Annotated in this window: 10 protein-coding genes; 2 read left to right on the top strand and 8 right to left on the bottom strand. The window is 62.5% G+C overall.

The window, feature by feature from the left end; all coding sequences use genetic code 11:
- Positions 1 to 65 precede the first annotated feature (65 nt).
- From EK373_RS13245 to EK373_RS13220, 6 genes are all read right to left on the bottom strand, one after another.
- The gene (locus EK373_RS13245; RefSeq protein WP_129643101.1) at positions 66 to 956 is read right to left on the bottom strand and encodes an SDR family NAD(P)-dependent oxidoreductase; all 891 of its coding nucleotides are present in this window, start codon (positions 954 to 956) and stop codon (positions 66 to 68) included.
- A gap of 74 nt (positions 957 to 1,030) precedes the next feature.
- Positions 1,031 to 1,651 (bottom strand): TetR/AcrR family transcriptional regulator, encoded by a 621-nt coding sequence (locus EK373_RS13240; protein ID WP_129643725.1) that lies wholly within the window; start codon positions 1,649 to 1,651, stop codon positions 1,031 to 1,033.
- A 203-nt stretch (positions 1,652 to 1,854) separates the two neighbouring features.
- On the bottom strand, positions 1,855 to 3,447 hold the full coding sequence (locus EK373_RS13235; protein ID WP_129643100.1) for an AMP-binding protein: 1,593 nt from the start codon (positions 3,445 to 3,447) through the stop codon (positions 1,855 to 1,857).
- Positions 3,444 to 5,084 (bottom strand): carboxylesterase/lipase family protein, encoded by a 1,641-nt coding sequence (locus EK373_RS13230; RefSeq protein ID WP_129643099.1) that lies wholly within the window; start codon positions 5,082 to 5,084, stop codon positions 3,444 to 3,446. Before EK373_RS13230 ends, EK373_RS13235 begins: the two co-directional genes overlap by 4 nt.
- Positions 5,081 to 6,328, bottom strand: coding sequence for a spinster family MFS transporter (locus EK373_RS13225; RefSeq protein ID WP_129643722.1), 1,248 nt, complete (start codon positions 6,326 to 6,328; stop codon positions 5,081 to 5,083). The genes EK373_RS13230 and EK373_RS13225 overlap by 4 nt, the downstream gene beginning before the upstream one ends.
- 64 nt (positions 6,329 to 6,392) lie before the next feature.
- Positions 6,393 to 8,639, bottom strand: coding sequence for a TonB-dependent receptor (locus tag EK373_RS13220; RefSeq protein WP_129643098.1), 2,247 nt, complete (start codon positions 8,637 to 8,639; stop codon positions 6,393 to 6,395).
- A 172-nt stretch (positions 8,640 to 8,811) separates the two neighbouring features.
- Here EK373_RS13220 and EK373_RS13215 point away from each other — a divergent pair, with 172 nt between their 5' ends.
- A complete protein-coding gene (locus EK373_RS13215; RefSeq protein ID WP_129643097.1) occupies positions 8,812 to 9,582 on the top strand; it encodes an SDR family NAD(P)-dependent oxidoreductase in 771 nt (256 codons plus the stop codon).
- Positions 9,583 to 9,594: 12 nt separating this feature from the next.
- On the opposite strand, the gene EK373_RS33995 is transcribed toward EK373_RS13215, so the two are convergent.
- Complete coding sequence (locus EK373_RS33995; RefSeq protein WP_269813544.1) at positions 9,595 to 9,720, bottom strand: hypothetical protein; 126 nt, start codon at positions 9,718 to 9,720, stop codon at positions 9,595 to 9,597.
- Positions 9,721 to 9,915: 195 nt separating this feature from the next.
- Positions 9,916 to 11,028 carry a glycoside hydrolase family 43 protein gene (locus tag EK373_RS13210; protein ID WP_198683267.1) on the bottom strand — a complete coding sequence of 371 codons (1,113 nt, stop codon included), beginning with the start codon at positions 11,026 to 11,028 and terminating at the stop codon, positions 9,916 to 9,918.
- A gap of 1 nt (position 11,029) precedes the next feature.
- On the opposite strand from EK373_RS13210, the gene EK373_RS13205 reads away from it, so the two are divergent.
- Entirely contained in the window at positions 11,030 to 13,756 is a 2,727-nt protein-coding gene (locus EK373_RS13205) for a TonB-dependent receptor (protein ID WP_198683266.1), read from the top strand.
- The last annotated feature ends 27 nt before the right edge of the window (positions 13,757 to 13,783 follow it).

Genomic DNA, 13,783 nt, shown 5'->3' with positions numbered 1-13,783 from the left:
TTGATCGTACAGGCCCCGCACGAGCCAACGTTCGTGCGGGGCTTTTTCTTTGGCAGAACGCGGCGCTATCGGTCCGCCATCGCTCCCGCCACATAGCCGGCGGCAGCCAGTTCGCGTTCGGCTTGCTTGAAGCCGTAGGCCGGAACGAGCTCGTCGGTGCGATCACCGATCTGCTCCCACTGCGCGATTACCTGCTCGCCAGCATCGGCATCTCCGCCGACCTGCACACCTTTGGTCAGCGTGATGTTCGCGCGAGCAAAGTGACCAGCGCCAGCACACAGGATTGCGCGATTCGGCGCCTGCTCTCCGACCAGCGCGAGCAGCCCGGGACTGACCAGCTTCGGATCGAGCCGCTGCAGGGCTTCCTCTGCGAGCACGCCATGAGTCATCTGAGTTGCGGCGGTCGGGGCCAGGCAGTTGACGCGGACATTGTGCTTCTCGCCTTCGAGTCCCAGCGTTTGCATCAGCCCAACCAGCGCCAGCTTCGCCGCGCCGTAATTGGACTGGCCGAAATTTCCATACAGGCCCGACGACGACGTGGTCATCACCACACGCCCGTACTGTTGCTGGCGCATGATTTCCCACACGGCCTTGGTGCAGATCACCGAGCCCATCAAATGAACATCGAGCACCAGGCGGAAGTCCGCGAGGCTCATTTTGGCGAAGGTCTTGTCGCGCAGGACGCCGGCGTTGTTGATGAGAATGTCGACGCGCCCCCAATTCGACATCACGCCGCGGATCATGGTGGCAACCGCCGCCTCGTCGGTGACCGACGCAGCCACTGGAATCGCTTCGCCGCCGGCAGCGACGATTTCGTCGGCGACGCGCGTTGCGGCCGCCTGATCCATGTCGTTCACGACGACCTTGGCGCCATACCGCGCCAGCAGCAGCGCATGCGCGCGGCCTAGGCCACCGCCCGCTCCCGTAACGATTGCGACGCGCGATTCCAATCTCATTGCCATTCCCCTCTTCTCGCGAGATGACCGCAGCCGCGCTCCTTGGGTCGCGCAGCTTTCCCGGCCTCAGAGCTTCACTGACTACCGCACACGGCCAGAAATCCACCGGCCATGAATCTGGCCATGCGTTTCTTCACGGCCTCGAAATCTTCCGACTGGCAGACCCCGCCGGACAACTTGTCGATGCGCCCGGTGCGCGCCAGCGTCAGCAACAACGCGCCAGTCACGAAGTGATATCCCCAAAAGATATCTTCATCGCGACACTGCGGCAGCGCGCGCTTCAGCAGACCGATCAGCTTCAGCACCACCGGATCGAAGTGCTTGTCCATCAGCTCGGCGCCCCACTCCGGCGTGTTCGCGACCTGCGCGCCGAGCCGGCCGTAGTTCTTCCAGCGCTTGCCGCCCTGGATGTAAAGATCCAGGTCGGTATCGAGGAACGCGTGCAGCGCCCCTTCCACCGTCGGCTTGCCGTTGGTCGACGCCTCGTAAGCGTCGAGCGCGTCCATTCGTCGCGTGCTCGTCACCACGGCGCGGCGGCCGAACACCGCGTCGAACAACTTCTTCTTGTCCCGGAAGTAATAGTTCATGAGCGTGTGGTGCACGCCGATCTGCTTCGCCACATCCTTCAAGGTGACGCCGTGCAAGCCATGTTTGGAGAACAGATCCTCGGCAACGTCCAGAATCTGCTCCGTCATCTCGGCGCGCTGTTCGGCCTTGGTCGGGCGCTTGCCGCGCGCCTTGGCGGACTTCGCGCCGGACGGTTTCGCCTTGCTCGACGCCTTGCGCCGGGCCTTCACTTTCTTCGGAGCCACATCTACAGCCACTGTTCCAAGCCTCCATCGTCTCGCGGCACTCGCGGCGCGGACGATCCGAAGGCACTCCGGTTCGACGCTCCGCCTCAACCACCGCCGTATTCTAATCTGAGGCGCATCTTGTCGATCTTTCCGGTCGACGCCAGCGGCATACGGGCCAGGCGGAGCACGGCATCGGGAATCCACCACGGGGCCACCTGGCCCCGCAAAGACGTGAGCAGCGCCTCATCGGTGATTGCCCGATGGTCGCGCAGTTCCACCAGCAGGACGGGGCGCTCGCCCCACTTCGGGTCGGTGCGGCCGATCACCGCAGCCAGGGCCACTTCGGGCAGGCGGCCGATGATGGCCTCGATCTCGGCGGGATTGATCCATTCGCCGCCCGACTTGATCAGGTCCTTGGCGCGACCGGTGATGATCAATTGACCGTCGCCGTCGATGCGGGCCAGATCGCCCGTGTTGAACCAGCCATCGGCATCGGTCGCGGGCCGCTCATCGCCGAAATAGCGCTCGATCACACTGGCGCCGCGCACTCGCAGGTGCCCTTCCACACCCCGTTGCTCCGGCAGCGCTCGCCCATCGGCGTCCGTCAGCAACAGATCGACGCCCACCGCGGGACGCCCGGAAACAGCCGCCGATCGCTTCGGATCATTGGGCGCCGACATCGTGCCCGACGGCGACAGCTCGGTCATGCCCCAGCTGGTTTGCAACGCAGCCCCGAGGCGCCGCTCGATACGTTCCATCAAGGCCGGCGGCAAAGGCGCGCCTCCGACCAGGATGCGCTTCAGCGTTGGCAGCTCGCCGCCCGTCGCTTCGAGATGTTCGACCAGCCCCAGCCAGACGGTCGGCACACCAACCGCAATCGTTACACCCTCCGCCGCAATCAAGCGCGCCAGACTCGCACCATCCGCATGACGGCCCGGCAAAACCAGCTTCGCCCCCGCGGCCGGCACGGCGAACGGCAATCCCCAGGCACTGGCATGAAACATTGGCACGACGGTGAGCACGCTATCGGCAGCAGTAATGCCCAGCACGTCTGCCTGAAGCAGACGCAACGTGTGCAGAAAGCTGGAGCGGTGCGTGTACGTAACGCCCTTCGGGGCACCCGTGGTGCCGGAGGTGAAGCACAGGCCCGAAGCAGCCCGTTCGTCAAAGCCGCCCCACGCGATCGGATCGCGAACCGTCGCTATCGCCTCTTCCAGCGAGACCGCCGTCGGCCCATAACGCTCGCCTCGCCACGCATCCACCGGGCCGTCGATCACGACGATGTTTGTAACTGTCGACGTACGCTCGACGATCTGCTGGGCGAGCGGCGCAAGATCCGCGCTCACAAATATCACTCGACAAGCGGATTGCGACAACATGGAAGCAAGCTGGGCCGCGGTAAGTCGAGGATTGAGCGTGTGGCAGACCGCGCCCATGCCCATGATGGCGTACCAAGCCTCGACATGCGCCTGTGTGTTCCACGCGAGCGTGGCGACGCGATCGCCGAAACCGATGCCGAAATCTTTCAGCAGCGCTGAAACACGCAAGCTTCGGGAGCGCAGGTCCGCGTAGCTCACTCGCTCGGCTCGGCCGCCTTCGCGTCCCGTCACCACCTGCGCTCGCGGATGCCACTTCGCCGCGTGATCGAGAAACTTATCCAGAGTCAGCGGGAACTCTTGCATGGACCCTTCGATCATCGACACGCCTCCACAGGCGGCGGCAGTGTCGGCGACAGAACTCCAACGTTCCAATTCCACGCCTGGGCGCCGCTCGCTCGTCGCCGGCACACGACCTGTTCGTTCAATTCATACATGCCCGGCATGAGACGCGTCGCTGATTGCGGTTCGGCGGCAAAGGTCAGGTACGCACGAGTCGAACCGTACGCCGGCCAAGGTGCATGACTCTCGGCGTTCGGTTCAGTGGTGCGGATGAAGCTGGCCCAGTAATCCAGCATCGCGTCAGAGAGTTTCGTCTCGGTTGGCGTCGACGGCACCTTCGGCCACAGCGGCGGCGTGCGTGAGGCGGTGCCGAACACATACGGCAGCTCAGCGGCATGGAATGCATGGAGGCCGGCCTGTTCCGCAGCCGGATAGCCATGATCGAAAAGATAGAGGAATGCGGGCTGTCCCAGCGCCGTTTGCTTTCTCACCAGCCGCTCCGCCGTCCACCCATACAAGGCGTCGCGAGTCGTTGCGAGAATACTTTCTTCGAGCGTGGCGCTCGGATAGAGACGCAGGAACTCATCGGCCAGATCGGCATATCGATCCCGAATCTGTAATTGATATGCCTTGCCATTTCTCGGCGCCGGCGGCGCAAGGAAACGCAGCGAGCGGATCTCGCCGCTGTTGAACCCCGCAATGATCGGCACAGGCGCCTGCTCGCCACGATCGAACACGTCGACCAGTTGGCGCGGCAATACGCGGCCATCGATGGTGCCGAGCGGGAAATAGCCGGCCTGTGCGGCGACGTTGATCAACTTTTGCGGATCCACCGCCCGCAGCGATGCCAAGTCATTTGCGCCCAGCGGCGCCGCGATCCGCGCCCCGATAGCCTCTGCGGGCTGTTCGCCAAAGCGCGCTTGTTTCAGCTCGGGCGTGGAAATCATGTAGGCACTCTGCGCAATGGCCTTGTGAAAGAGCCCTCGCGCCGGCGGCGAGGCCATCAAGTACATCACGCTCAGACCACCCGCCGACTCACCCGCAATCGTCACGTTCGACGGGTCGCCGCCAAACGCGGCGATATTGCGCTTCACCCAGCGCAGCGCTTCGATCTGATCGAGCAGACCGTAGTTTCCGGAGATGTTGCCGTTCGATTCGGCGCTCAGCAGAGGATGCGCGAGGTAGCCCAAGACACCCAGGCGATAGTTGATCGATACCACCACCACGCCGCGTTCCGCGAACTTCGTGCCATCGTACATGGGTTCGCCGCCCGAACCGGTCGTCAGCGCGCCCCCGTGAATCCAAACCATCACGGGCGCCTTGCTGACACCCTGCTTCGCCCAAACGTTGAGGAACAGGCAGTCTTCGCTGACCTCGCCCAGATCCCAGGCGTAGATGCTTCCAGAGCGCGCCTTGGGTTGGATGCACGCTGCTCCAAACCTGGTCGCATCGCGCACACCGTCCCACGCCGGCATCTCAACGGGTGGCTTCCAGCGCGCGACGCCAACAGGCGGCTGCGCGTACGGCATCCCTTTGAACACATTCACTGCGCCTTCCGCTACGCCTTTCACCGTGCCTGCGGGCGCACGGACGACGGGATCCTGATCGGCAGCCGCAGGCAGAGCAAACAAAGCCGCAACGCTCCACGCGATGGCACGCAAACGAAATGACTTCAAGGGTTGTCTCCAGTCGAGACCGCTTCACGCTTCAACTTCCGCGCCAGACCGAGGAACATCGCCACGGCAAGCACGTAGAAAGGCACGAGCGTGTAGAAAGCTATTTGCAGCGAGTTGTTTGGATGGGTATCGCGAAGCAGATCGCTGACCGCGCCGAGATAGGTCGGCCCCAACCCGAGCCCAATGAGATTCATGACGAGCAACAACAGCGCGCCTGCCAGCACACGCTCCTGCGGCCGCACTTCCTCCTGCACCAGCGCAACGGCCGGCGAGAGATAGAAATAGTTGAAGAAGGTCGGCCCGACGAGGAACAGCAACGCCAGTGGCCAGGTCGGCGCCCATACGAAGCCGATGAAGAACGGAATTGCCAGCGCCAGTCCCACGGCCGGCACCAACGCATAAGCTTCCTTGCCGCGCGGCGCGAACTTATCGATCAGACGGCCGGATGCATACATCCCGGCGCTGATGCCGATGCCGATGAGCAGCGCGTAGTAGATCGCCACTTCGTTCAGCGTCATGCCCTTCTCGCGCATCAGGAACAGCGTTGTGAAGTTCAGCGAGGCATACGTGACAAACTGCGTCGCTCCACAAGCGAGCGACACGAGCACCAACACCGGCCGTGAGAAGAACATCGCGACCGTCTCGTAGAATCCCGCCTTCTCTATCGGCATCGATGGCTGCACGGCGGAGGGCTTGAAGTCGAGACGCCCACGCTCCGGCTCTCGAACAAACAAATAAACCGCCACCGCGGTGACGACGCCGACCGCGCCGAGCGCCACGAACGCACTTCGCCAGCTGTAAGCGGCGGCGATCGACGCGCCAAAGGCCACACCCAATGCTTGGCCTAAAGGCGGACCGAGATTGAACAGGCCCAGTGCGGTGCCTCGCGTGCCCGGAGCGAAGTAGTCCGAAATGATTGCGTACGACGGCGGCACACCGCCCGCCTCGCCCACGCCGACCGCCATGCGAGCGGCGACGAGCTGCGGATACGTCGATGAGAATCCGCAAGCAACGGTCGCCGCACTCCACAGCGCGCACGCGAACGACAGCACCCGCACGCGATTGGTCCGATCCGCCAGCCACCCGACTGGAATCGAGATCAGGCAATAGAACAGTGCGAAGTACAGCCCGCTGATGCGCCCGAGCTGGCCATCGGTCACGTGCAAGTCATCCTGGATCGGCTTGGCCAGGATCGACAGCAACTGCCGATCCAGGAAGTTCAGGACATAAACGAAACACAGCATGCCCAGCACGAACCAGGCTCGTGCGTCGGGCCGCGCGGCTGCGGCGGTCGACAATGCTTATCTCCTACAGATCGTAGTTGACGCGCAGGCCGATCGTCCGCGGCCGCATGGTGCCGAAACGACTTGCCAGGAACGCTTCGGGATGGATGTAGGTGACCGAGTCGTCGTTGAACAGGTTCTCGACGTACGTCGTCAACGTCAGCTGACCCAGGCTCGCACCGAGTGTCAGGTTCACGTTGTTATAACTATCCGTATATCCATACGTTGGCAGCACTCGATTCGGCGCGCCAGGAACCCGCGGGAACGAGCTCGGGAACGAGTCGACATGTTGGAAGGCCGCCCCAAAGAACCCACGCGCGCCAGCGGTGACATCAAACCCATAGTTCAGATACGCCGCACCTTGAAATTTTGGCGCGGCCAACCTGGCATCGGGCACCGCGCCGGAAACGGCAGCCTCTTGCGGCGTCAGCTTCGTCACGTGGGCTCGATTGAACGAGCCGCTCACGCCAATTTGCAGGCCTTGCAGCGGCAGCGCCGTGATCTCGAACTCAAAGCCCTTGCTGCGCGCTTCGCCGATGTTGGTGGCGAACTGCACCGAGTCCGACACTCGGTTGGCCTGCACCTGGATGTCGCTCCAATCGATCAGGTAGGCGGCGAGATTGGAGGTCAGGCGGCCGTTGAACCAGGTGCTCTTCGCGCCGATCTCATAGTTCTGGATCTTGTCGGTCTCGGCGCCGTTCGGAATGACCAGGTCATTGGGATCGACCACGCTCCTGCGGCCGGCAAAGCCATTGACCACGGGCGCGCGAAAGCCGGTCGAGACCGTTGCATAGGTCGTCACTTCCGGCACCGGCTGGAACGATGCGCTGACCTTGTACGAAGGCCGAGTCTCTTTCGCTTTCACACCCGTCGTGGCAGCGATCGGCACGACCACCAGCGGCCCGGAGAATCCGGGCGTCAGCGCCGCGCCGAGATAGTTGCTGTTGTAGCCGCCTTCGACGTATACCTGCGAATCCAGGCCGCCATAGCGCAAGCCGCCGGTCAACCAGACCCGATCGCTGATGTGATAAGTCAGCTCGCCGAAGCCGGCGATCTCGTGCGACAGCGCATGGTTGTATTGGCGCTGGTAGTACTCATCGGGCAGCCCGGTGATGCCACGCGCCGCCAGGTACTCGGGCGAGGAGCGATAGAAATAATCGACATCGTGACGCCGGTCGAGGAAGAAGCCGCCGATCACCCAGTCGAACTTGCCGCCAGGATCGGAGGCGACCCGCAGCTCTTCGACGAAGGTGTCCTGATAACCGTACGCGTCCAGGCCGAAGGCAATCGCGCCGTTGAACGTGCCGGCGAGATCGACGAAGAACTTCTGATCGAAGGTCGAATACGTCGAGGAGCTGGTGAGCAACGCGCCGTCGAACTGATATTCGATCGTTGCATTGAACGTGGTGAGCTCGCCGACGAACAGGTCCGGACGATCCGAGTTGCGCTTACGCTCGCCGAGCGCGGGGTTGGTGAGCGACGAATCCTTCGGATTGCTGTCTTCGTACGAAGCCAGCACGCGAACCGACAGTGCATCCGTAGGCTTCCACAACAGGATGGCGCGACCGCCCCAGTCGACCAGCGTGTTCGAGTTCTCGATGCCGGTGCCGATGTTGTCGAGATAACCCTCTTCGTCACGATAGAAGCCGACGACACGCAGCGCCAGCTTGTCATCGACCAGGGGCGCGTTCAGCATGCCGTTATAACGTTGCCGCAGCGAGCCGCCGTCGGTCACGCCGGTATCGACCATGGCGGCGGCGTCGAACGAGCTCAGATCCGGACTCTTGGTGAGAATGCGCAGCGCGCCGGACAACGAGCCCGATCCGAACAATGTGCCCTGCGGACCGCGCAGGAACTCGATGCGCTCCACATCGAACAGATTCGGATCGAGCACCGTGGTGTTGCCGATCGTCGAGATCGGCAACTCATCGATATAGATGGCCACGGTGTTCTGCAGATTCGCGCCGTAGCCGTTGGTGGCGATACCGCGCGCGGTGAAATTGTTGAAGTTGGCAGTGGGCTTGTTGAGCACGACGCCCGGGGTTTCACTCGCCAGTCCTTCGTAACCGACGATGCCTTTGGCGGTCAGATCGTCTTGTGAGAATGCGGTGATGCTGAGCGGCACATCCTGCAAACGTTCGCTGCGGCGGGTGGCAGTGACAATGATTTCTTCGAGCTGAGTCGCCCCCTCGCCCGAAGCCTGTGCCGCAGCCAGTGTCGGTATCACGAACAACGCGACCGCCGAGGCGGACGCCAGCAGACCAGACGCCATAGCTCCCCCTGCAAGAAACGCCGGTCTTGGTGCCAGCGCATGGCCAGGATCATGCTACCGGCCGCGCCTGTCGTCAATACTCACTCACTTGTGTGTGAATATCTTGAAGCGGTGCGCAGCCGCCGGGCGCTGTTGCGCCCCGCTCTTGCTGATTGAGCTACGATGTCGCCGTATGGCTAAAGTCTTCATCACCGGCTCGTCTCAAGGCCTCGGCCTGATGACCGGCCAGTTGCTGGCCGAGCAAGGACACTCGGTGGTACTCCACGCACGCAATCAAAGCCGCGCGAAAGAAACACTCGCCAAAGCGCCTCGCGCAGCCGGCGTCGTAGTCGGCGATGTTTCGACGCTCCAGGCAATGCGCAGCGTTGCTGAACAAGCGAACCAGTTCGGCTCGTTCGATGCGGTGATCCACAACGTTGGCATCGGCTATCGCGAGCCGCGTCGTGTCGAGACGGTAGACGGGCTTTCTCAGCTGTGGGCAGTGAACGTGCTCGCCCCTTATGTGCTCACCGCTCTCATGCCCAAGCCGCAGCGCTTGGTTTATCTCAGCTCTGGCATGCACCTCGGCGCCAGCGCCAAACTCGACGATATCCAGTGGTCCAAGCGCGGCTGGGATGGCAGCCAGGCTTACTCAGACACGAAGCTTCACGATGTTCTGCTCACGTTCGCAGTGGCGCGGCATTGGCCAGATGTTCTTGCGAACGCGGTGTCGCCGGGTTGGGTGCAGACTCGCATGGGCGGCCCCGACGCAAACGACGATCTGGATCAGGGCCATCTGACTCAAGCCTGGCTTGCGGTCAGCGATGATAAGGATGCGCGCGTCAGCGGCGGCTACTTCTATCACAGGCAGCCCGGCCGCTTGAATCCCATAACGAAGAATGCGTCCCTTCAGGATCAGTTGCTCGACTACTGTCGCAGCGTCTCCGGTTTGACTCTGACGTAACGAAGACACTCGTCACTTCGGCTCGGGATCGGGCGGCGCGGTCGTCGTCTGCTCCGTCGCGCTGTCCGTTGCGTACGGACGTTCCTTATCGGGCGTCGTCTCGGGCAGCGGTTCTCTCGCCGAGGGATTCGAGTCCATGGGGCGGCCTTCCCCGGGGCTTTCATTATTTCTCGTCGGATCATCGCCGGCCGGCTGTCCGCCCTTGCTGCATGCAGCGAGCGCGAGGAATGCCGCGGAAATGCAAAGGAGCTTACGCATACAGTTGCTCTCGGTTGAATGCGTATTCAACTGCGCGCTTCACGGCAAGTTCCGCACACCTCACGCCGACGATGCCTACGGTCGGCGCGTAGGACAGCGCCACTCCCCAGCGCGCTCGGCATCCAGTTCGATGGAGGGCTCACCCGCCGCGGTCCACTGGATTTCGCTGATATGCATCGCGCGGCAGCGGTCCCGTTTTCCGTCCGGCAACACGTTCCATGCGTGATAAGCAATGACCGTGCGCCCGCGAAGTTGGAGGAGCGACTGATGACCCGGACCGAACCAGCCGACAGGCTGCGCGGGCGTCTTCAACAAAGGCTGCGTGCTTGCATCCTTGCAAGGTCCTAACGGCCCGTCGCAGCGCGCGTAGCCGACCGCATAGTCCGGCTTGTCGTATGCATTTGCTGAATAAAACAAGTAGTACGCGCCCTCTCGCTCGAACATGGTTGGCGCCTCGATCACGTGGCCTTCCCAAGGTTGATCGTTGCTCACGCCAAGCCGTTTCGCTTCGCCGACCGTGGCGAGCCCGGTCGAGTCCAGCTCACGCGCGAAGATCCATGTCGGCCGGTCACAGCAGTTGCCGTCGTTTTTGTAATAGAGATAGAGACGGTTGCCATCGCGAAATGGACTCACGTCGATCACGCCTTCCGCGAATTCATCGCAGATCAACGGCGTATCGCGCGGAACGAAATCACGATCGGGCCGCGCACTGACGGCAGTACCGATGCACAGACGTCCGATCCCATCTGGCCGTGTGACCGATTTGGAACGTGCGCTGAAGTACAAAACGTAGTGCGAGTCCACCCGCAGCATTTCGGGCGCCCACACATCGGGCTTGATCGGATTTACCCATGCCGGCAGGCGCGCGAGCCCTTCCGTCGGCGCCGACCAATGCTCGAGATCGTCGGATGAGGACACCTGGACCCGGACGCCGTCGGAGTTTGTCGCATACGCATAGACGCGACCCTCAGCTTCCAGCAGAAACGGATCGGGGAAGTTCCGGCGCAGCACCGGACTGCTGTCCGCCAGGGCGGGCGGCGATGAGTAAATTCCTAGCAAAATCAGCGTGGTAAGTAGCCGACGTATCATTGGTATGATAAATCTTCTCAAAGGATTCTCTTTTATCATACTAATCAGTATATTCAACCCGCAGCCACGACGCTGCACCAGACCGATATCAGGGGGCACTGTGAAACGGAATGTCTTTTTTTACACGGCATCGGCCGTCGGCTTGCTGGGCGCACACTTCGCACACGCGCAGTCGACTCCGCCCGCGCAGACCGGCGAATTGGAAGAAGTTGTCGTCACCGGCATCCGCGGCAGCCTCGAAGCCGCCGCCGAAATCAAGCGCGAATCCGTGCAGGTCGTCGATTCGATCGTCGCCGAGGACATCGGTAAATTTCCCGATCCGACCACTGCCGCCGCGCTTCAGCGCGTGCCTGGCGTACAAGTGTCGATCGGCAACAACAACGAAATCGTCGGCGTGCTGATTCGCGGCTTGAGCGACATCCAGACGACGCTCGACGGCCGCGAGCTGTTCTCGGCGAACAGCCGCAACTTCCAGTTCCAGGACCTGCCGGCCGACGCGCTCGCGCGTGTCGATGTGATCAAGTCCACCACTGCGGATCTGATCGAAGGCGGCATCGCCGGCGTCACCGATCTGCGGCTTCACAAGCCGTTCAATTTCGATGAGCCCACCGCGGTGCTCGGCGCTCGCGCCAACTACTCGACCAACGTCGAAGAAGTGAATCCACAGCTGAGCGTGCTGTTGACGGATCGCTGGAACACAGGCATCGGCGAGCTCGGCGCGTTGCTCAACGTGTCATGGAGCGAAACCGACTACAGCCGCCCCGTCACCTACGCGCCGATTCGCCGTTCCACCGGCTTCCGCTTCAATCAGCCGGGCTTCATGGTTCAGAACGTGGCCGGCGGCGTGAACCACTACGGCACATTCGAGCGTCCGCAAGCCAACGCCGCGTTCCAGCTGCAAGCGACCGACGAGCTGCAGTTCTACGCGGACGCGGTCTTCACCGGCTACCGCTCCGAGAATCAGTCGGCGTTCGTGGAAACGCAGTTCTTCAATAGCCCCGCCACGGGCCTGCAGGCCCTCGGCGATCCGAGTGACTGCTTCCTCGCGCGCGTCGGGCCGGACGGCCTCAACCCCAATGCGGTCCAGCTGCAGGCCGGCAACTTTACGGTGCAGACCCTGTGCAACGTCAACAATGCGACGTTCACCAATGCCACCGCATTCTCCAGCGCGCAGTCGCGCGATCAGGAAACCAACAATTATCTCGGCGCACTGGGCGCTCGTTGGGAAGGCGAGCGCCTCGACCTGAAAGGCGAGGTATCGTTCCAGGATGCGAAGTTCGAGGAAGAGGTCTTCATCGTCGACATCGGCAAACGAATTCCCGTGACCAACGTGAATTCGAACTTCAACGAGGGCGGCCTGTACGATGCTCCCGGCAATCCGCTGGGCTCGGCCGACGGCATGTACTTCCGCAATGGCCTCAACCAGAACTTCAACAAGTCCAACGGCGACCTGCTCGCGGTACAGCTCGACGGCGGCTATCGTCTCGATTCCTTCATCACCAAGCTGCAGGCCGGCGTGCGCTACGCGGATCGCGGCGCCGAGTACGATCAGGCACGGGTCAACCGTGGCGCTCCCGGCGGAGATCTCGGCACGCTGGTCAGCTCGACCGGACTGGGCGATGAGTTTTATGCCTCCATGCCCGGCATTCCTCGAATCAATGGCGGCCAATCGATGTTGTTGCCGAACCCGGACTACCTGCGCACCGACGCGGGACGCGACCGCCTCCGGCAGATCTTCGGCTTCGGCCCCGGCGACCCGGCCTACTCGCCGGAGCGTCATTTCGAAGCGACCGAGAAAACCTACGCTGCGTATGTGCAGGCGAACTACGAGTTCAACGTCGGCGACTCGATCATCGATGGCGTGTTCGGCGCGCGCCCTACGCGCACCGAACGCACGATCACCGGCGCTCGCCCGTCAACGACCGGAGTGACGCCGCTGTCAGCGGACACGACCGATACCGAAGTATTGCCGAACTTCAGCGCACGCTGGGTGATCAATGAGGACTGGCAGGCCCGCTTCAACTATGCGAAGACCATGCGGCGCCCGAACTTCGACAGTCTCAATCCCGGCATCGACTACATCGTCGCGACCAACCCGAACGTCATCAATTCGGGCAACGCGGGCAATCCCGAGCTGAAGCCGCAGATCTCCGACAGCTTCGACGCCACGCTCGAGTACTACTTCAAGTCGGGCTTCGTGGCGGGCGGCGTGTATTACCGCGACATCAAGGACCGCGTCATCAACGCCGTCACCGCGGAGGTGATCGACAACATCACCTACAACATCTCCCGCCCGCGCAACGTGTCGGCAGCGGAATTGCAGGGCCTCGAGCTCAGTGGCCAGATGTTCTTCGACTTCCTGCCCGGCGCCTGGGCTGGCTTCGGCGTATTCGGCAACTACACGTGGGCCGACACGGAAGTGACCGGCGACGACCCGCTCAAGGGCTTCCCGCTGCAGGGTGTTTCGGAGCACAACTTCAACGCCGGCCTGTTGTACGAGCGCTCCGGACTGTCGGCACGCATGGTGTACACATATCGCTCGAAGTACTACGACGAGGACATCACGGGTGGCAACGGACTCCGTCCCATCGAAGCGGATCGTGTCAACGATCGCACGTATAACCCGGTATGGCTCGGCTATGTCCGCGCAGCAGGCCGTCTCGATATGAGCGTCGGCTACGACATCACCGAGAGCGTCCGCGTCGATCTCGGTGGCACCAACATCCTGGGCTCGAAGTATCGCAGCTACATGGGCGAGTCGTTCTTCAACCGCGACTACCGCTACGACGATTCGACCTACACCCTCGGCATGAGGGTGCGCTTCTGAGGTAGCAGCGCTCGTTCGGATAGTCAC

Origin of the sequence: Peristeroidobacter agariperforans (assembly GCF_004138335.1) — a bacterium.
GTDB lineage: Bacteria > Pseudomonadota > Gammaproteobacteria > Steroidobacterales > Steroidobacteraceae > Steroidobacter > Steroidobacter agariperforans.
This window is presented reverse-complemented; position numbering and strand designations above follow the sequence as displayed.